Raw genomic sequence first — 19,330 nt, 5'->3', positions numbered from 1 at the left:
TAAATTAAACGCATAAAAATCGCTGCATGATGCAGTTGTGATTTATTACTAAAATTTCACTATAATTGATTTAGTTTTATGCGAGTAGCTTTCGCCCTGTATATATTTCTGTGTAAGTACAGTACCTATACACAGTTTATGCCAACGAATAATGGTCACTTTATCATTCAGCTTTTTTGTCATCTACATACAGAACCAAGTGAGTATGGTTACTAATAACAGCATAAGGGCACACATCAATACAAAATATCTCGGCTAACTCAAGCAGCTTATCTTCAACCCAGCCTCGTCGATGTTCATAAGATTGAACTGTAAAATGCTCTTCACCGCACAAAAAAGCACGCCGAACACAACGCGAGATACAGTGGTAATATTTTGTATCGGCCAAACTTCAAAATTAAGATGATTGTCTAGTTTATTCTGCCATCTAGTTTATTCTGCCAATTAACACCCACTATTTAAAGTGGGTATCATGTTATTTATTCTAAAGGTAGGGCTGAATAGTTACGATGCACTTTAAAAATCATCAATAGCAGATAGCTTGCTAAAACTTGAATCATCACAAGTCCAATATTCTTTTTTGCCATTTTTTTGTATGGTGACTGATTTTTCCTCTGTAACCGTATCAAACTCTTCACTGTAGTAATCACTTACTACGACGTCACCATTAGCTTGCGTAAAAGTCATACTATGCTCTGTAACTAAAGAGCGGTGATAACTGGACTTACTTATATCACTGAGTGAAATGGAATTGATGAGGTTTCTTCCATCAACATTAAACGCCTCCAATTTAAATGTTCCATTCACTTCACTAACAACAATTTCGACTGGCTTAGGTGCATCAGCTTGACACTTAAATATAATCTCAGCCTCACTTTGAGTTGCATTACATGATGCAACAAAAAATAGCGGAAGAATAAATAAAGCCTGAAAACGGTTATTTTTTATCATATTTTTCAAATGCCTTTTGCAGTTTAATATCGTATTGGTTCTCCGCATATTTTGACCCATTATAGCCTTTGGCAAATGCAGCCCAATTTAGCGTGAGCAGGTGTTTCTCTAGGCCTTTATGTTTCACAAAGTTAACAAACGCATCAAGTTGCTTTCTTTCAGAGCTAAACATTGTTCGTACAAACTCCTCAACATTAGAAAACCCTGATGCACGATAGTTAAAGCCCATAATTTGAAAACGCCCCCAAGAAGCTGATTTTAATGCCTCTGTTGAATTTAGAGTCATAGCCTCTTCTAGTCTTGTGTATTCTCTTGTACCACCTATGTATAAACTACGATTCCAGTGTCTGCTAGATATAGATGGATGACTCTGATCATATATATGATTTGTATAGCGAGAAAATATATGTGCTTCATATAAGATCTTTGGTTTACCATTGGAAAAAAATGCATCACCAGAAGATTCAACATCGGCGACAGCTTTAATAGCTGCAACTTTACATCCTAGTTCCTTTGCAATATCTTGATAATCCGATTCTGATAGCTTTTTAACATCTGTAGAGGCAACTGGTAGCTTAAAGTTATTTTTAACTACAAGGGTTATAAGCTTTTCGTTAATTTTTCTATGGGTGCGTCCATTTGGATCTATTTTTCCATCTGGGCGTACCATGTTTACCACTTTGCTTTGAAACAACTTAATAGCCGCTACTGTTTTAGAGTTTTCAGGGCGTGAGCCTAAACGACCGTCTACAGTAAGTTTTCTAGTGGGCGCTATGAGGGAAAGAAGTGAATTTAAGGCATTTTGTACTGCCTTTATATCGCCTGGCTTATTTGCGCTGCCAATCCCTAAAGATTGGATTAATTTCATGGCTGGCATCGAAGAGTCCTTTTCTTTAGTGTTATATCTTTTAAGTACAACGTGTTAGTAGTAAATTAACACCCACTAGTTAAAGTGGGTGTCTTTGTTATTTTGTTTAATTACTCTATTGCTTTTTTATTTCAACCCAGTTTCTTTTAACAAGAAAAGCTAACCAAGGATCATCTTCAAGCTCATTTTGGTAGAATTCGCTAAAATTGTCTTCTTTAATCCGAAAGATTGAAGCGTACTTTGGCCCCATTAGCACATTGTTTAAAAAGTCTGAAAAATTATTAGCTAAAAAAACAACATTTTCATGATTTGCTTTCCCATCACCCATGGCAACCTTACCACTAAAGTGAAGTAATAAAGGATCTCCACCAGCTTCAAAGCCAAATGGCATCCAAGTTTTATTTGAATAAGTTTGGCCATACTGGCTTGCAAAATTGTCGAAATTATTTGTTTCTAAAAACCTGCATTGAGCGATATCTGCGCCATCAGTCATTCTCAAAAAATTAATATAGTCATCAGTTACAAATGGATATTCTAATTTTATCTTTTCTAAAAAATCATTCTTAGCACCAGCATCTTTTAAATAAAAGTCAGCTTCAATTTCATCATTTATTTCATCCGAAGAAATAACGATGTGAAACTTTTCTTTCCAATCCATAATATACCCTCTTCTCTCATTCAAGTTTTTTTATAAAGCCAGATACAATATCACCATTTTTCAATCCTAATCTAGATGCTTCAAGATCTATTTGCTTTCCAAAGCTTGCATTAACAGTACCTTCTACCATTTTTAAATTTTTAAAGTTATTAACTAAACTAGACAGCCACTCTAATTTTACAAGCCAAACTGTGCCATAAAATCTACTTTTTAGCTTAAAAATTTACCTTTCTTAATCGATTCTTTTCATTTAACCCATTAAATAAAACATGACCGCTGTTAAACCTAAATTACATGCACGAAAATAACTGCATGATGCAGTTGTGATTTATTAATGAATAATTTCACCTAGCAGTCTAAGTTTATGCGAGAAGCTTTTGGCAGTTACTGATGTTCGCTCGCCGTTTTCTGTTTAAATTTTCACAGTAGCTTGCTTGTGAACTTGGCCTGCCTACTGCACCATGAAATACACGCGTAAATTGTGTGGTGAGTTTTAACCAGTTTTCGGGGGATATATTCACTCTTTCGAGTAAGGGCAAGTGTGTACTATCAATATACCCTCGCTTGCCTTCTCGTATACAACGTCCTGTTAATTCAACAAGTTCAAGGTACGATTTAAGTTCAAACGGGAGTCCTTTTGGCATAATTTGACGTGGCATACCTGCAAAACGCAGGAGTTGTTTTGGTTGCTTGCTTTCTTTTGCCTGTGTTATGCGTTGTTTGATGCTGGTATGGTCTGACTCCTCTGGGGTGTTAGCCATTTTGGCTCTAATGGGGTTTAAATCGACATACGCCATGCAGGCAGCAAGGGCTGCTTCATCTAATAATGCTTGAGACGTAAAGCGCCCCTCCCAAAACCTGCCAGTGCAGTTATCTTCTTTATTTGCTCTACGAGCAATATTTTCATTCAATAAGCGCATAAACCAGCTAATACTTGATAGGCGCTCTCGATATTCTTTTACTGTTTGATTAAAAAATATGAGTTCTATTTTACTTAGCTTTTCGCCCTCCATGTATTTTTGCGTAAGTACAGTGCCTTTACAGAGCTTATGCCAACGAATAACAATCGCTTTATCATTTAGCCTATTCGCTTTTTTATCATCAACATACAGGACTAAATGGGTATGATTACTCATTACGGCATAAGCACACACATCAATACAAAATACCTTCGCTAATCCAATTAGCTTATCTTCAACCCAGCCTCGTCGATGTTCGTAAGACTTACCTGTAAAGTGATCTTCACCACATAAAAATGCACGACGAACACACCGTGAAATACAATGATAATATTTTGTATCAACCAAACTTACTTGACGCTTTCTTGCAATTGCCATAAGACACCCTGCTTGTTTTTTATACTGACAAAAGCCTAGTACTACGTTTGCTAAACTGCAAAATTAAGATGGGTGTCTTGTTTATTGCTGTCGTGCTAACTGATGCGCCCTTACCTTTTGGATATGTTTTCACCCTCGTACAACTAAACTAGACATATATGTCGTTTGTTTCTCATTTAATATCTTAATTCTCTTGAAGCTGACTTCTTAGTTTATTTATATAGTTATTTAATGCTTCTGGGTCTTTAGCAATTACAAAATTGTCATTCTCAAGTGTTTCTATTTCGTAACCAGTGGCATCAATAATTTTAGAATCCACATAAACATCTATCATATCACTAAAATATGACTTCCAATTTGTTGAAAATTGAGACGCTATTTGTATACAACCATATATTAGTACAAAGCTAACTGATGCTATTGGCCCTGGGTATAATTGCCAAAACTCGGATAAGCTCATATCACCTTGAATATATAATTGGTCAGGTCCAATAAAAATAGTTAAAACGGAGGCTATGAAAATACAACCGAATACAATAGCAAGCATCGACCAGAATTTTTCCTTTGGATTTGACTTTACACTTGCATGATAAATAGCTGTAAAGCCTTGAATGGCAAACACTGCCGGTAGCACATCAAGATCAATGCGCATTTTATTAGCTTCTATATTATTATCTTCCATATTAATTGATTCCTTTAAAAATTTTCAAATATAGTTTTGGTTAGTGGTACTTAGCTTCTTAAATAAAAATTTTCACTAATATAGTGAATGGCCTAAATTAAGTAATAAAAGATTCTAAAATTTATTTAATACACATGTGGACAGTTCACTTGAGTACATAAAAAAACAATGTACTCCATATAAAATTATCTTTTTAAATAAATTACTCAGGGTATCCCACACGTTAATTGCATAAATAAACGTTTCGCTTTGTATTTCCAATTAAGTGTTTGTTTTCGCTCAGGCTCAGGAGTCCACCGTTGCCATGGTTTGGTTATTTCAGGGTGTGGCTCGTCGTTATACCAATCTATTTTGTATGCCTCAGCATAGAGCTCATCATAAATTTCTGTTTGTTGTGCAAAGCTCATGTCACGCCAGTAAACCTCTGGGCGATTGTTGTGCTTATCAAACTCAGCGGTAATTGAGTCTAGGTGCCTGTAACCCTCATATTCAGGTATATCAGGTAATGGCTTTGTGTTATCCATAAAGCGAACTAAACGCTCCCAAAAAAGTAAACAATAAATTGGGTTTTGTGCTAACTCTGTCACGACAATCGTCATTTTTGTTTGTGGGTATTTATCTATGTCTATATGGGAGAGTTTTGGAAAAAATGCCCGAGAGCCCGACTGCGAGGTGCTTTCGTTTATTAATGAGCATTGCATATCTCCCCAATCAAAACAGCAATTGCCAAACTCATCTCGCGCTTCACAATCTGGGATATCAAAGGTATAACCAACCTTACCTGTTTGACGGTCAAAATACGCTAACTTAGGAGGCGCCATCCTATCCCAGAGTGGCTGAAGGTTTAAAAATGTAAGGTTAAAGCCGAGTACTAAATAAAGTAACCACCAATGAAAAGCGTCGCCCTCTCCATGAAATGGGATTAGTATAATATCTAAAGCAACAACCAAACTCCCAACAAAACCCAAAAACATGGGACCAAATATAAGTGCTCTCATAGGGTCATTACCGCATGAATGGACTTGAAAGCGCTGGGGTTGTGCCTTTAGACCTAACTTATCGATATATAGCCAATCGTAAAGAATACATAATCCACCAAATTGCTTTGTAAGACTTTTGCTTGTTTTAGCATTAAAATATTTATTAAAAATTGTTTTTTTAGCCAGCGGGCCACCTAAGTACTTATAATTAAGCATATTACTCCTTTAACAAACTCAAACTATGCATAGCTCAAGCTCAAACTTCCTTTAAGTTATAAAGCGGCTTTTATAAACACTTAAGGTATTCCCATAAACAACTGCAGTGCTAAGCGCTTTGCTTTGTATTTCCAGGTTAGTTTTTCGATACGATCAGGCTCACCTTTAAAATGCAGCCAAGGTTTGATTATTTCTTCGTTAGGTGTCGCTCTGAGCCAATTAAAATGAGCTGCTTCTTTATTAAATTTTTGCCAAATTTCGACTTGTTGAGCAAGCGAAAAGTCGCTCCAAAAATTATTGGGTCTGTCATTTTGCTTATCAAATTCAGCGGTTACTTCATCAAGGTGTCGGTAGTTTTCATACTCAGGTACATCAGGAAGTGGTTGGCTGTTGTCCATAAAGCGCACTACACGCTCCCAATATAAATAACAGTTCATTGGGTTATTTGAGTTATCAGGCACTTGAACTGCTATTTTAGTCTCGGGGTATTTATCCTCATCAATATGACTAATAAAAGGCACAAACCCCATTACGCCCGGGCGTGTTGCAACCATATCTAAATGGCATACAATATCAGCCCATTTAAAACAACAATTACCCAGCTCATCACGCTCTTCACAACCGGGTATCTCATAGGTAAAGCCGACTAACTGTTTTTTTCTGTCAAAATATATTTGCTTTTTAGGGAGGTAACTCTCTGTTATTGGTAATAAGTTAAGAAAAAACAGGTTCCAAGAAAAAGTAAGTGCGGGCACCCACCAATGATAAGGTTCATCCGAATATGTCATCACAATACAAGATAGTAATAGTAACAAACTTAAAACAAAGCCGATTATGATTGGGCCAAACAATATAACTCTAATTGGGCTATTTCCGCACATTTCTACTTTATATCGTTCAGGATGTTTTTGTATTTCTTTTTGCTTTCTTGCAGGTAAATTATATAAATAGCATAAGCCTTTGAATTTATCCTTGAGGCTATTTAATCTCTCAGGGTAAAAAAAACAATTAAATCGCGTTTTTTTAGGCATGATATCAACGGCTAGGTAATCATTATTTTGCATTACTTTCCTTATGCGATTGCTAATTCAGGCGAGGCATTTTCAATTGGCTTTTCAAACGCATCAAAATCTATCGGTAACGTTAAATCTTCGTTGTATAAAAGTGTTGATGTTATTTCAACATCAAACACACTAATGTTCGGTGATTCAATTTCAAACTCATAAACTGCAGCATCTAGGCTAAGGCTATTATCATCAAATTCAGCTAAATACTCTTTAGTGCCTTCAACCCAGGTTGCTTTTTTATAAACATTCAACGTTGTTGGATGCCGCCATGAGTATTTTACATCTAAAAGCAACTCAGATTTACCCACTATGAACATTGGCAATTCAACTTTCACAGTATAATATGATGTGGATTGAAAGAAGCTAGGTTCATTAATAGTCACTTTAGGCGAAAACAATACGCTTTGGATATATTTAAAATATTGGTTTGGATCTGAGAAAGTATTGTAAATAGCCGCCTCTTCACCAGCAAATACGCCTCGCTTATTTTTGGCAAACGGGCCAAACTTAGCCCATATTTCTAATTTACTGTCAGTTAACCACACTGCAAGTAAACTAAATACGATAGAGCCTAATAATAATGCCCACCCCCAAGGGCCAAGACTTGCAAATAGTATAGTGTGTATACCTAGCCCAATACTGAAGCCTGCTGCTGCAAACATAGCAATACCGGCATCAGTATCACTTTTAATAATTAATTGGTAAGCATCAGCGATTTGGATCCCACCCATTACAACTCCCATTATACCAGCGAAACTCCTCAGAATATTAATACTTGCTGTCGAGCCAAGTATTTGAAATGAAAGTCTTGAGCGAGTAAGCAGTCTTTCATCAATATTTTTTGCATACGCTTCCCACACACTCCCGACAGCAGCTAAGCTAGCTCCAATTAGGGCTACATTTTTAGCTCCCTCATAAAGATCGCCTTTTTTAAACTCTTTTTCATAATCATTGTACGCAACATAACTGCTATAACCGGTCAAAAATAGTAAAGGGATAGACACAAAACGCCCTGCTGAAAGTGTTATGCGTTTAAGCATATTTTTATCTAAGCCACGATGGTGGAACTCATCACCAAGACTTCTCGCGGGGCTGTCGAATAATACTTTGGCGGGAATGTCATTTTCAGGCAATGTTAGTACATAAGATTGACTACCTGACATGAGTGCCGCAAAGTTCTTTTGCTCCAAAACCATTTTTGCCATTTGCGTAACTAAAGCGATGGTTTGCTTAAATAGCTTGCGATTACTTTCATTAATCCCATTTGAAAAAAGGGGTTGCTTTAATGCTTTAGCAACTGTTATTACTTGATTTGTATTAGTAGAGGTGATTTTTCCCTTTTCTTCAATAGCTTTGATAATATTTCTAAATGCGCTACGTTGTTTTCTAGTTTTCAAATCATTTAATAAAGGGTGGCTAACAATATCCATATTCAAAGCAAAGCGCCCTTCAGGCACTGCATTCGCGGGGTATATTTTTAAGTTTTTAAACTCTGCTATGTTACGTGATTTGCTAAAGCCGCCAATTAAGTGATGATACTTAATTCCCTTTTCTGTTAATTCTTTAGTAAAAGTAGCAAAGACTCGCTCTTGCATGCCTAGCCACTCATTAAGCCCTTTAGAGACAACATCAAGTACACTTTTACTTGATAAGTAGGCTGGGATGAATGGCAGTGATAATTCGTCTTTAATTTTATCATGATCAAACTTTTTAGGATTAAACCCTTCTACTGTGTCTGCTATTAATTCCTCATCATAATTAGTGTTTGCTAGGTTTTCTCCAAATGCCTCTGGGTGTACACAAAATTGCTTACTAAACCAATTATTGTTTGTTTGAGTTATTTCAAATACTAACGTTTTACTCTTTTCAAATTGCTCATCTAATCGATTAATTAACTTGTCTTTTTTTTCTTTATCGCATAGTCCTGGCAAATACGCAGACAGTGTGGTTTTAGGTAAGATTAGTGTTATTAATTGCTCACATATAAATTCGAACGCCAAACCGTAAGTAAGAACACCGCCCGTTGTTAAATCCTTGGCTAGGCACTCCCACTCTGCCGGTGGTTGAACATTAATTTGGTCGCTAATCTCACTTAAAGTTAGCTCTAAATCTTGGCAGTCTAAATAATATAAATCGTAGAGCTTTTCTCGAGCATCTAAATAACCTTCAACGGCATCAATTACTAAAGAGGGGTTGGTCCCTAGCAAATACTTTTCTAGTTCTTGCTCTGAAACTTCGCCTGCGGCTTTTCGTGTATTACTGCTTTGTGGGTCTTCTTTTACAAAAGCTTTATGCGACGTTTTAGGTGTGCTGAGCGCCTGTTTTTGCCACAAAGTTTCATTAAAATACAGCTGATGAGCCAGCATTGCCGACTTATAATAACCATTCGATTCAAGTTCTGATTGGTGGTTTTTCAGCATTTGAGAGTAATAGTCAGCTGTTAATTTTTGTACTTGTGCTATACCCAAAATATCATGGACGAGCACACTTACTTTACCAGCCAAAACGTCCATATTTTTAATCGAACCCCAATTAGGAGCATCATTAAAATCTAAAGATTGCATTCGTTCAGTACGGTAGCGACTAGCTGTTTGAGTATCATCACACTTGCTCAATAAAGGCTTTTTACTGAGACGTAAGTCGCTTTCATACATTCCTCCTAATGCAGTAATATATTCCCACGACCACTGTACTCGTGAAAAAGCAATTTGAATATTAGGCACTTGGGCTGTACTTGGCGAACCAAACAGTTCAATTATTTTACGCGGTAGTAAAATATCTTGATTAAAAACACTACTATGCGGTCTTAGGTCTTGGCTATGATGTAGGGATAAATCCACATCACTCAATTGCTTATCAGCTAACGCTGCAATCTCTCGCCATAAAAAACCATTAATATATATGTAATAATAACCATATGCAGCATCATCCTCAGGTGTTGGTCTAAATTTATCCATAGGGATGAATTCGGGTGCGCCCGCTTTAGTTTTATCAAGTGTATAGTCTTTAAATACTAGTGGCGTAACGGTTATAAATGTCGGCTTTTGATCTTCAGCTAAATCTTGCGACTTTAACTTTTTTGCTGCTTTACCAAATGGTATGCAAAGCTCCGGTCCAGAAAAACTATGTAAAATAAGATTTAAACTACAGTCTTTCGCTTCATCAACAATCCTAGGGGCGTATATATATTGTGTAGTCATTTAAACTCCCTCATCAAAAACTTGGTTATTCTTGAATGCACCTTGAGTGACGGTAAACTTCCCTTGACCAATTAAATTATTATTAGCGTCTGTCTCTACGATAAAAGCGGCCTCTGCTGGGTCTTCACTTTGTGTATCTGAATCTCTCATTTCGACACTTAACCCTCTAGGTGACGCGCCACCTGATTGCGCGAGAGGCATAGGCGGGGTGTTTTTTGAGTTTGAAATCATTGGATCGCCTTGGCGCACTGCGGGTTTACCTTCAATAAGTACGTTAAATGAGCCCATAATAAATTCGGCTTTTCCATCGTTAGTGCCGCTTACTATGCCTTTTTTGTTACCCGGCTTGTCGCCTTTACTCTTTGAAAAGTTACTTTTGATATTAGCCGCGCCATTTCCGTTAATTTTTACTGACCCAGCAACACTTGCTACATCGCTGGCCGCAGCCATATTTGCGTATGGAATAGGGATTACACTTGGCCCTACTGTGGTTAAACATACATCTATGGTACTTAACTTACCGCCGCTTTTTTTGTGTACCGCGGTACGGCCATTTATGAGTACATTTTGCCCTGATACTGTGGCTACTTGCCCTGCTTGCGATTGCGCATCTTTGGTTAACTGCTCTTGACTGCCGGCTTGCCACCCTAAGTGACTCGACACTAAGTCTAAAAATGCTTGGGCATTGGTAATCGGTTTATTAACATCCATATCTGTTTGTGGTTCGTTCCACGGCAAGATGGCCTCGTTTTTTTCATCATCCCATTGTGGTGGCGGAATTATATAGTCGGGTATGAAGGTATTAACCATTTCGCCTAGTGTTTTATCGCGGTATTTTGGGCGTGCTATTTCATCTAAAAAAGCAGCTTCACCGGCATCTCTGTCTTCAAATATAGCAACATTACTGGCTTTACCTAACGCGCCGTTACCTCTTGCACTATTATTGAGGGCTAATAGCGTTGGGTTATTGTGTCGCCATGTTAATGACCCACCTGAGCGAACATCGGCGGTTAGCGCGTCTATATCGTATTGCACACTGCCTGTTTGTTTACCTGCGGCTGCATTAATGTATGTCATGAATTTTCACTCCTTGAAATTTTTATTAATTGCTCATTGGGTGAATTAAATAATAAAAACACATGATTTAACCCTTCACTTAATGGGTTATTTAAATAACTGTTTGCAAGCACTAAACCAGTTAGGTCGTTTGCAACGCCTTGATAGCCAATAGTATTATTTAAGTCGGCAAGCTCTATTAATTCGTCTTCTGGGCTATACAATGCTTGTGTATTAGCAAACCATTTTTTTTGCCATGCTAACGACTGCTTACCTGCAAAGAGGTAAGTATCATTAACACACGCTTGTGCTTGGTTAAGCTGTTCTTTTAACTCGCCATTAAAAAGCTGTGCTTCTAGCCCACCTTGACCATGTATAAGTAATGCACATCCACCTTCTCCATTAATTATACCCGGAGGGCCATTTAGCACTTGCACATCGTTATTTTTTGCTTGCTCGCTCACATACTGGTAACTAACACACGAATCTACTGCAATTATTAACGTATCTGGGGCTATATTTTTAAAATCGATAGTTGTTGTTTGTATAAAATCAGGTATTTGCTGAGAGATCACCTCAGCTAAAAGCTCATTGACGGTATCGTCACTTATTACTGGGTTTTTTAACTCATCCTGTGGTAATACAAACATTATTTGACTTATACGAGATGTTTTTCTAAGGGTTGCAATATCAAGGTTTTCGATAAGCTGGCTTAGTAGTAGTAAGCATTTAGTTTGCCTGTCTAGTTGGGCAAGCTCTTCTATTTCTACCATTATGTAGGGGGCATCTAAGCTTATATCGCAACGTATTAATGCTTTACTCGGTTTAGAAAATAACATTTGGTTTGCAACAGCGGTATATAGGCTGCTTGGTGTACACCCTGTGGCATTTATGTGGCAAAGTACATCAAACTTCATTGTTAGCTTCCTTTTTTGCCACGACTAACTGACTATTTGCGCCTACGTGCATAGCATCAATGCTCCCGCGCCATAATAAAGAAAAACTTTGCGCGTCAGAATCAATAATTAAGGTGTCGCAGCGCATATTAATTGTATGTCTGTTTAATGTGTTAACTAGCTGAACTATTGGCTCGTCAAATGGAAGCTCTACTCGCTGGTGCTGACCATAGTTTTGTAACGGGTACAGTCCAGAAAGCGAAAACGCCCACCCTGCTGTAAACTCATTTTTTATACGCTGATCTAAAGGTGCCACATTATTAAAATGTTCATCAAGCATTGTTTTAAATGGGTAATTACCTGCCATTAGTGCTTTTTTATCAATGTCGGGCATAAGCTCTATACGTGGTGACCAATGTGATGGTATAGCTGAAAAACCAGCTACTGGCGTAGTATGACTCGGCTTTCGCAGAAGCTCGTTTGCATACTCAATAGAGGGTAGTTGCTGCCCTATTGCCTGTTTATTTTTAAGCTTAAAACCTTTTCCTATTGGGTTTTCTAGCAGGTAATCGGTTTCGTCATTCAGGTTTTTTCCACCAAAGGCATTGCTGTAATTGATAGGTGTAGGTTCAATAATATTAGGATCAGTTGCGACTGGCCCTAGCAAAGAGCGCTTCCAAAAACGTGCGCCGGTTACACGTAAACGCTTTTTAAATAGTGGCTGCGTTTTATTATAAAGGCCAAGCTCTACTTCAATTACTCGCGCTTGTTTGGCTTTAGGTGGGTAAGCTGTAAAGTCGCCATACACTTCAAATCCATGCTTAAAAGCAAGTTGTTCGTTTACTTCACTCAGTGGAGAATGTGCGGGGTCACCAACGTAGTCATCCGCTACAACAATATCGGGTCCAGGCTCGTTTGGTGTTACATTGCCCTTTTCGTCAAACTCAAAGTTTTGTTTTACGACAACCACTTTAGCCAGCGTACGATCACTCAACCAACCATCAAAAAAACTGGCCTGCCAAGGAGAAAAATTATTCAGCACTTGGGCTCTCCGCTATCACACTTTGCCATTGCTTAGCGCTCACTAATAAATGGTATAACGCACAGGCTTTTTGCAGTGGATAATGCGGTGCTATTACACGTTGCACAACTTCTCCTGCAAGCATTTTTAGTTTTTGTTTTACATTACTGTGCACAAAGCTAACACCGTTTAATAATTGATCCCCGGGCATTAATGCAAACGCTTGTCTTGCATGCTCTGCATCGTCAAGGTTTATGCCGCTATGTACGTTTTTTTCGTTATTTGATTCCACTACAGTCACTTTGTCAGCTTGGGCAAGCGGCTTATCAGTTATTGTTAGCCATGCTGCATATGCTGGTTTTTGCGTTACCCCATGCGCCATTAAATTAATAAATAAAGGCAGTGTGCGTTTGTATACAAAGTGGCTTAGTACATGCTGGCAAAGCCCGGGGTTAGCTTTACAAAATAGAAGGCAAGGTTCATCCCAACGCAGATCATTAGTAAGCCCAGCTAAAGCAAGCAATTTTGCTTTTTTATTGTCATCATTTGTTTTAGCAAATACTTTAAACAGCATGTCTGATACGTTTTCTGCGTTATTACAGTAGGCATTTACAAGTGCTGCGTAAGCAATATCAAAGTTAGCATGTAACATTGCATTGGTAAGCTCTGTTTCGCTTAAGTGCTGTGAAAAAAGTAAAGTAATTGCGTTACTATCAAGCTCTTCTTTTTCGTTGAGTACACTATTGCGCAGTGCTTTATTATCGTCTAACTGCCAATAATCAAGTAAGTGCTGTAATACACTGTAATAACTTAAATGTTTGTCCGACTTTAAAGCTAAAAAAGTTTCGGCGCTGTTAAGTTCACTTTTTAAATTAAGACTTTGTAGCAATAGCGTGTAGATACTGTGGTGCTCAGGGTTTTCTGTCGCAAAGGTAATAAATTCATCAAGCGCTAAATGGCTTACTTGTGTTAAATTTTTACCTGCAAAGTAATCTGTGGGTGCATCACTTTTTAAATCGCTGAGTGTGTATAAATGATTTAGTAATTGGCTTTCAATTACATTGAGTCGCGCAAGCGGGTAAACGCCTTGCGTTTGCAGCTTTTGTTTGTGTTTTAATAAAGTAGTTAAGCGCTGCTGATGCTGCTTAACCTTAGCGACTTGAACAAACATAGTATTAATTAAGCCTAATTGGCCAGCCAGCCAAGGTAAGATCTTGCTCGCTATTGGCTGTTATATCTCGCCCTTCGAGCACTATCGTCCCGTCGGCAAATACTTCTATAGTCCCTTTAGCGGTTTGGAGGCTAATACTTTGCTGCGCTTCAATAGTTATGTGGCCTTGACTATTTTTAATGAGTGCAGCGGGCGCTTGATCTTCACTTGCAAGTAACCCTGTTACTATAAAGCCTTGTGCGGTATGGGTAAGCAGTACTGTGTCGCCCACTTGGCATGGTGTTATGTGCGCCGCTTGTGCTACAACACTCTGTTCGTCGTTATTTATTGTAACGCCTTTAACTCGGCCAAATTCATCAACTTTACTTACAGGTGCAAGTTGCTGATCGTGATTAAATATACTTTTAACTTTAGCGTTCATTAAATTACTCCTTTAACTTAGTTGTTACTAATTGCACTGCCTTTAATTGCTATATTAGTGGCACTTAACGTTATATTAGTGGCATCAATTGTAAGGTTACCCGCAGCATCAATTTCTATACTTGCACCACCTTGGCTTAACTGAATTGAGCCTTGCCCATTTGCTTTTATAGTAATATTTTTACCGCTATTTAGTTCTAAATCACCTTGAGGTGCTTGTAGCTCAAGGTTGCCGTCTACCGAGTAAACGCTAATATCTTGTCGTGCTTGCATTTTAAGCTCATCAGTTGCTGTGAGCTCTAAGTTACCGTCAGTCGCTTGAATACGACTATTTGAGGCTGAGTTTAGAGTTAAATCCGCAGCCGAGGTAACTGTAATATCTCCCTCGCGGGTTTGAATTTGCAGATTGTTTTCTACTCGGGTTGTAAAATTATTAGCGACTGTAAAATTTGCGTCGTTCTCGGCAATAAACTGTAGGTTTTCTTTCGCTGAAATTTTAACATCACCATCAACAGACTTTAACATTGCCTGGTGCGCACCATTTGTTGCATCGAGTATTAATTGGTTTTTATTATTTTTATTGGCAAGGCTTATTTTTTCTTCGCCTTTTTTGTCATCCATTACAAAGCTGTGCCCAGCTTTAGTTACTAATTTATTTTCAGTTGGGTTTTCGCTTGTAACAGGGTTTGGCGCATTTTCATTATAAAGGGCACCTAAAATGATAGGCCTGTCTAAATCACCATTTTCACCACACACGAGTACCTCTGTACCTTGTGTTAGTGGAAAATGCATACCGTGCCCACTGCCGCCGTAAGGTTGCATTAAACGTGTAGGACGGCTTTCTTGACCTTCTCCATCTTGATTAAAAGGTAGTTTTACTACGTAGTTACCTTTGTCATCAATTTCTTGCTCAATTAATGCATTAAACGTAGCAAATACACGTCTCGCTGGCATTAAGGGGGCTTTATAAGGCTGGTTAACACTAATTAAATAAGCTTGGTTTTTATACGTTAAGCCCTTTACATTAGAGCCGTATTCAACCGAGGCACTTTGGCTACCTTTGTGCTCTACACGCGTCACTAAATACTGACCATCATGCTCTGGGTGGTCATAAATATTTAAACGCATACCAGGACGAAGTGCCCTACAGTCTGTATCTATTATTATTTGCTCACGTTGACAATCAAACGCTTGCTGCCTGATAGTTGCTAAGTCTTGCCCTTCGTTTGATTGCCCGTAATTATCACCGTAATGACTATCTTCACCAAAACCAATAACTGACGCACTGTTATTTTTTGAAACTTGCAAATTACCCGGAGCTTGGTAGTTGTAATCATCCAAGTGTGTACTTTGCGGAAATAATTGGGCCTGCCTGCTTATAGCAAAAATTGACTCACTCGTTCTTACTTGCCCAGATGGCGGTACATAGCTTAGGTTTATTTCATCAAACTCTTGCGCTATACCATTTGAATCATTGCAAATATACAATGTACATTCACCACCCGTTTGCTCTACAAAGCTGTACACAAAACCGTGCTTACGCATTAAGCGTGTTACAAATTCGTAATCAGTTTCGTTGTATTGCACGGTCATATCGAGCATGGTTGAGCTTGCTTGTACATTTAACTTTTGCGCGGGAAAACCTGCTTTTTCAAACACACTCGAAATAATTTTACCTGCATCCATAGCAGTAAATACACGGTTAGAGTGCTGATGCTTAAGTAATGTTAAATGAGAGCTCATGATCAAAGTATAGTGATACCCCTGATGACTTTGACCATGCGCTGTAAAACCGCTAATTAACCCTGAAATAGTGCGATCTAACATTGACCACACAAGTGACAACGAAATATCTTTGCTTATTAACATCTGAGATGTTAAATGTTCAGGGCTCAATACTTGGATTTTAAATTCATAGTCTTCACATAAACGATCGTCCCTAGACTCAAAGTCAGTTACATAGACCATTCCGTCAGGCATGCCCTGTATAGCAACACTAAAGTGACTTTTATTGGCCTTGAGTTCGTTAAATATGTCCATGAATCCCATTTTTACATCCTTTTATTTAAGCGTTATCTGCAAATGTCGCTGTAATTTCGTCTTGTTCGTCAACAGCCAGCGTTAAAATATCAGGCATGTCTTCTTCTGCCATAAACTCTAAAATTGATTTAGCGATACCAGGAAGTATTTGCTGTTCTATAACTGCATTTACCATACGTGCACCACTATCTGAAAGCGTACACTGAGTAGTCAGTTTTTCTAAAACACTGGCATCTACTCGTAGCTGCATTTTGTGGTTTTCGTGTAAACGTGTGGCAATGGCTTCAAGTTTCAAGCTAACGATAGACTGCAGTGCTTCTGAATCAAGCGCTAAGTAAGGTATAACTTGCATACGGGCAAGTAAAGCAGGTGCAAAAAAAGCAAGTAACTGCGGCTTAATTAAATCTGTCAGCGCAGCGATTGATGGTACTTTCCAAGGCGTTCCGTCTTCATTAATAGGTGCTTGCGTTGGATTTAGCGCTTCGTTAATAGCTGCTTCTTGATCGCTTTGCTGTACTTGTTCTTCCTGATCATCTTGAGGACTTAGGTCTATAACTGTAGGCGGTGTACATGCATCGATTAACTCTGCCGATCCTAAATTAGATGTCATGATAATTACAGTATTTTTAAAGTCTATTTCACGTCCTTCACCGTCACGCATGGTGCCACGCTCAAACACTTGATAAAACATGTTCATTACATCTTTGTGTGCTTTTTCAACTTCATCAAGCAAAATCACTGAATATGGGCGCTGTCTTACCGCTTCGGTTAAAACACCACCTTCACCATAACCAACATACCCTGGTGGTGAACCTTTAAGTTGCGATACGGTGTGCGACTCTTGATATTCACTCATATTAATAGTGGTTAAAAATTTATCACCACCAAATAACTGTTTTGCTAAACAACGCGCCGTTTCTGTTTTACCCACGCCCGATGGACCAGCTAGTAAAAATACGCCTAGCGGGCCTTCATCGTTGCTTACGCCGGCTTTACTCACTCTTAGTGTTTGCGCTATTTTAGCGAGTCCTGCCTGCTGCCCTATAACTTCTTGGCTAATTGTGGCTTCAAGATTAATTAAATTACTAATCTGATCTTTTACCATTGCCCCTACTGGCACACCGGTCCACTGTGAAATAATTTGCGCAACAGCATCGGCGTCTACTTCACTAAATAAGCCGTTGTCTTGTGTATTTTGCTCTTTTAGTGATTGGCGAAGTGTCAGTAATGATTCGCTATCAAGCTCTTGATCAGTTGCCTGCTTTATCTCGTTAATTTGACTCAAAGTCGAAATTTGAGATTCACGCGAGTGAGTAAGTTGCGCCAATTTATTTTGTGCAATAACCAGCTCTTCAACTAAATGGGTAAGCTTATCTTTATCAACGACTAAACCTTGTCCTAGCTCTACATTGAGACTATTGATTCTGGTTTCTAAGTAATTAATGTGCTCACGCTCAGACTCAATGGCAGCTGGGTCTGTAGCAAACGACATACGTACTCTTGCCGCTGCGGTGTCTAATACATCAATAGCTTTGTCTGGTAATTGGCGACCTGTTATATAGCGCGACGATAAAACGACAGCAGCTTCTATAGCGTCATCCGTAATTTGAATATTATGATGCTCTTGATATTTATCTTTTAAGCCCGCAAGCATTAATTGAGCCGCTTGCTCTGTTGGCTCATCCACTTTAATAAGCTGAAAACGGCGCTCTAGAGCAGCATCACGTTCAAAATACTTTTTATACTCGCTCCATGTTGTAGCAGCAACGGTTCTTAATTCTCCGCGTGCTAATGCTGGCTTTAATAAATTTGCTGCATCACTCATGCCCGCATCGCCACCGGCACCAATTAAAGTGTGCGCTTCATCAATAAACATAATTATTGGCGTAGTTGAATTTTTAACTTCGTCGATCACCGTTTTTAAGCGGCGCTCAAATTCACCTTTAACGCCGGCACCTGCTTGCAATAACCCCATATCAAGCACCAATAAGCGTACGCCTTGTAAATCACTTGGTACTTGACCATCAATTATGCGCTGGGCAAAACCTTCAACGACTGCTGTTTTACCTACACCTGGGTCACCCACTAAAATAGGGTTATTTTTTCTTCGACGGCATAACACATCAACCATCATTCTAATTTCGTCATTACGACCCAACACAGGATCAATTTTACCCTGTTTTGCTTTTTCAGTTAAATCTTCACAGTACTCATCAAGCGCAGCTGTACCGTGCGATGAATCTGTTTGATTTGCAGACTTTGATTTAGCTACTGGGTTTAAACGCTCTGAAGATTGCTGACAAATTTTATCTAAATTTTCAGCTAAAAAGCGTGAATCTATTTTATCTAGTAAAGCAGGTAATTGAAGTACAGGGCTGTAAGGTAATAACTCTGTTAATGAATCAATAAGCGCAGCACCTGTTATAAAATCACTTTTATGCTGAACATTAGCACTTAACCATGCACGCTCTAGCCATTCGTATAAACGACGAGAAAATGTAGGCTTACTTTGATTACCGGCAGGTTGTCTATTTAAAAAGTCTAATAGCTCATGCCATACTTTGTCTTGATTAATATTAAAGAAATGAAAAATGTGCTCAAGGTCACCATTACTTCCTTCTTCCATTAACTTAATAAGTAAATGCTCAGGAAGCACTTCAAAATGACTACGACTACTCGCAAACCCAGCTGCTGATTCAAGTGCTGTTGCGGTGTGGCCATTTAATTTATCTATGAGTTGTTTTATGCCTTTAGCATCCATTTTTTT

15 protein-coding genes and 1 pseudogene are annotated in these 19,330 nt (G+C 38.4%); all 16 read right to left on the bottom strand.

Annotated elements, in window-relative coordinates:
- Window positions 1-81: 81 nt before the first annotated feature.
- Window positions 82-388: pseudogene (locus tag H5072_RS20990) on the bottom strand (hypothetical protein); the annotation flags it as partial.
- A 128-nt stretch (window positions 389-516) separates the two neighbouring features.
- Window positions 517-951, bottom strand: coding sequence for a hypothetical protein (locus tag H5072_RS00305; RefSeq protein ID WP_182692335.1), 435 nt, complete (start codon window positions 949-951; stop codon window positions 517-519).
- The gene (locus tag H5072_RS00300) at window positions 938-1,828 is read right to left on the bottom strand and encodes an N-acetylmuramidase family protein (RefSeq protein WP_182692334.1); all 891 of its coding nucleotides are present in this window, start codon (window positions 1,826-1,828) and stop codon (window positions 938-940) included. Before H5072_RS00300 ends, H5072_RS00305 begins: the two co-directional genes overlap by 14 nt.
- A 106-nt stretch (window positions 1,829-1,934) precedes the next feature.
- Entirely contained in the window at window positions 1,935-2,477 is a 543-nt protein-coding gene (locus H5072_RS00295) for an SMI1/KNR4 family protein (protein WP_182692333.1), read from the bottom strand.
- Window positions 2,478-2,839: 362 nt separating this feature from the next.
- Window positions 2,840-3,814, bottom strand: coding sequence for a transposase (locus H5072_RS00290; RefSeq protein WP_182692332.1), 975 nt, complete (start codon window positions 3,812-3,814; stop codon window positions 2,840-2,842).
- Between the two features lie 184 nt (window positions 3,815-3,998).
- Window positions 3,999-4,496 carry a hypothetical protein gene (locus tag H5072_RS00285; RefSeq protein WP_182692331.1) on the bottom strand — a complete coding sequence of 166 codons (498 nt, stop codon included), beginning with the start codon at window positions 4,494-4,496 and terminating at the stop codon, window positions 3,999-4,001.
- A 206-nt stretch (window positions 4,497-4,702) separates the two neighbouring features.
- Window positions 4,703-5,692 carry a hypothetical protein gene (locus tag H5072_RS00280; protein ID WP_182692330.1) on the bottom strand — a complete coding sequence of 330 codons (990 nt, stop codon included), beginning with the start codon at window positions 5,690-5,692 and terminating at the stop codon, window positions 4,703-4,705.
- 80 nt (window positions 5,693-5,772) lie between these two features.
- Window positions 5,773-6,756: a hypothetical protein gene (locus H5072_RS00275; protein WP_182692329.1), complete on the bottom strand. Its 984-nt coding sequence runs from the start codon at window positions 6,754-6,756 to the stop codon at window positions 5,773-5,775.
- A gap of 8 nt (window positions 6,757-6,764) precedes the next feature.
- Window positions 6,765-9,959 (bottom strand): hypothetical protein, encoded by a 3,195-nt coding sequence (locus tag H5072_RS00270; RefSeq protein WP_182692328.1) that lies wholly within the window; start codon window positions 9,957-9,959, stop codon window positions 6,765-6,767.
- The gene (locus H5072_RS00265) at window positions 9,960-11,036 is read right to left on the bottom strand and encodes a DUF4150 domain-containing protein (RefSeq protein WP_182692327.1); all 1,077 of its coding nucleotides are present in this window, start codon (window positions 11,034-11,036) and stop codon (window positions 9,960-9,962) included.
- Window positions 11,033-11,932, bottom strand: coding sequence for a hypothetical protein (locus tag H5072_RS00260; protein ID WP_182692326.1), 900 nt, complete (start codon window positions 11,930-11,932; stop codon window positions 11,033-11,035). Before H5072_RS00260 ends, H5072_RS00265 begins: the two co-directional genes overlap by 4 nt.
- Window positions 11,922-12,953, bottom strand: coding sequence for a DUF2169 domain-containing protein (locus H5072_RS00255; protein WP_182692325.1), 1,032 nt, complete (start codon window positions 12,951-12,953; stop codon window positions 11,922-11,924). The genes H5072_RS00260 and H5072_RS00255 overlap by 11 nt, the downstream gene beginning before the upstream one ends.
- A complete protein-coding gene (locus H5072_RS00250; RefSeq protein WP_182692324.1) occupies window positions 12,943-14,103 on the bottom strand; it encodes a hypothetical protein in 1,161 nt (386 codons plus the stop codon). Before H5072_RS00250 ends, H5072_RS00255 begins: the two co-directional genes overlap by 11 nt.
- A gap of 4 nt (window positions 14,104-14,107) precedes the next feature.
- Window positions 14,108-14,524 (bottom strand): hypothetical protein, encoded by a 417-nt coding sequence (locus H5072_RS00245; RefSeq protein WP_182692323.1) that lies wholly within the window; start codon window positions 14,522-14,524, stop codon window positions 14,108-14,110.
- A 17-nt stretch (window positions 14,525-14,541) separates the two neighbouring features.
- Window positions 14,542-16,563: a type VI secretion system Vgr family protein gene (locus H5072_RS00240; RefSeq protein WP_182692336.1), complete on the bottom strand. Its 2,022-nt coding sequence runs from the start codon at window positions 16,561-16,563 to the stop codon at window positions 14,542-14,544.
- 25 nt (window positions 16,564-16,588) lie between these two features.
- Entirely contained in the window at window positions 16,589-19,324 is a 2,736-nt protein-coding gene (tssH, locus tag H5072_RS00235) for a type VI secretion system ATPase TssH (RefSeq protein ID WP_182692322.1), read from the bottom strand.
- Between the last annotated feature and the right edge of the window lie 6 nt (window positions 19,325-19,330).

The sequence above is a fragment of the Pseudoalteromonas sp. SR45-5 genome (assembly GCF_014163565.1).
GTDB classification, from domain to species: Bacteria; Pseudomonadota; Gammaproteobacteria; order Enterobacterales; family Alteromonadaceae; genus Pseudoalteromonas; species Pseudoalteromonas distincta.
Note: the sequence above shows the minus strand (reverse complement) of the source record. Positions and strands in the feature narration are given on the sequence as shown.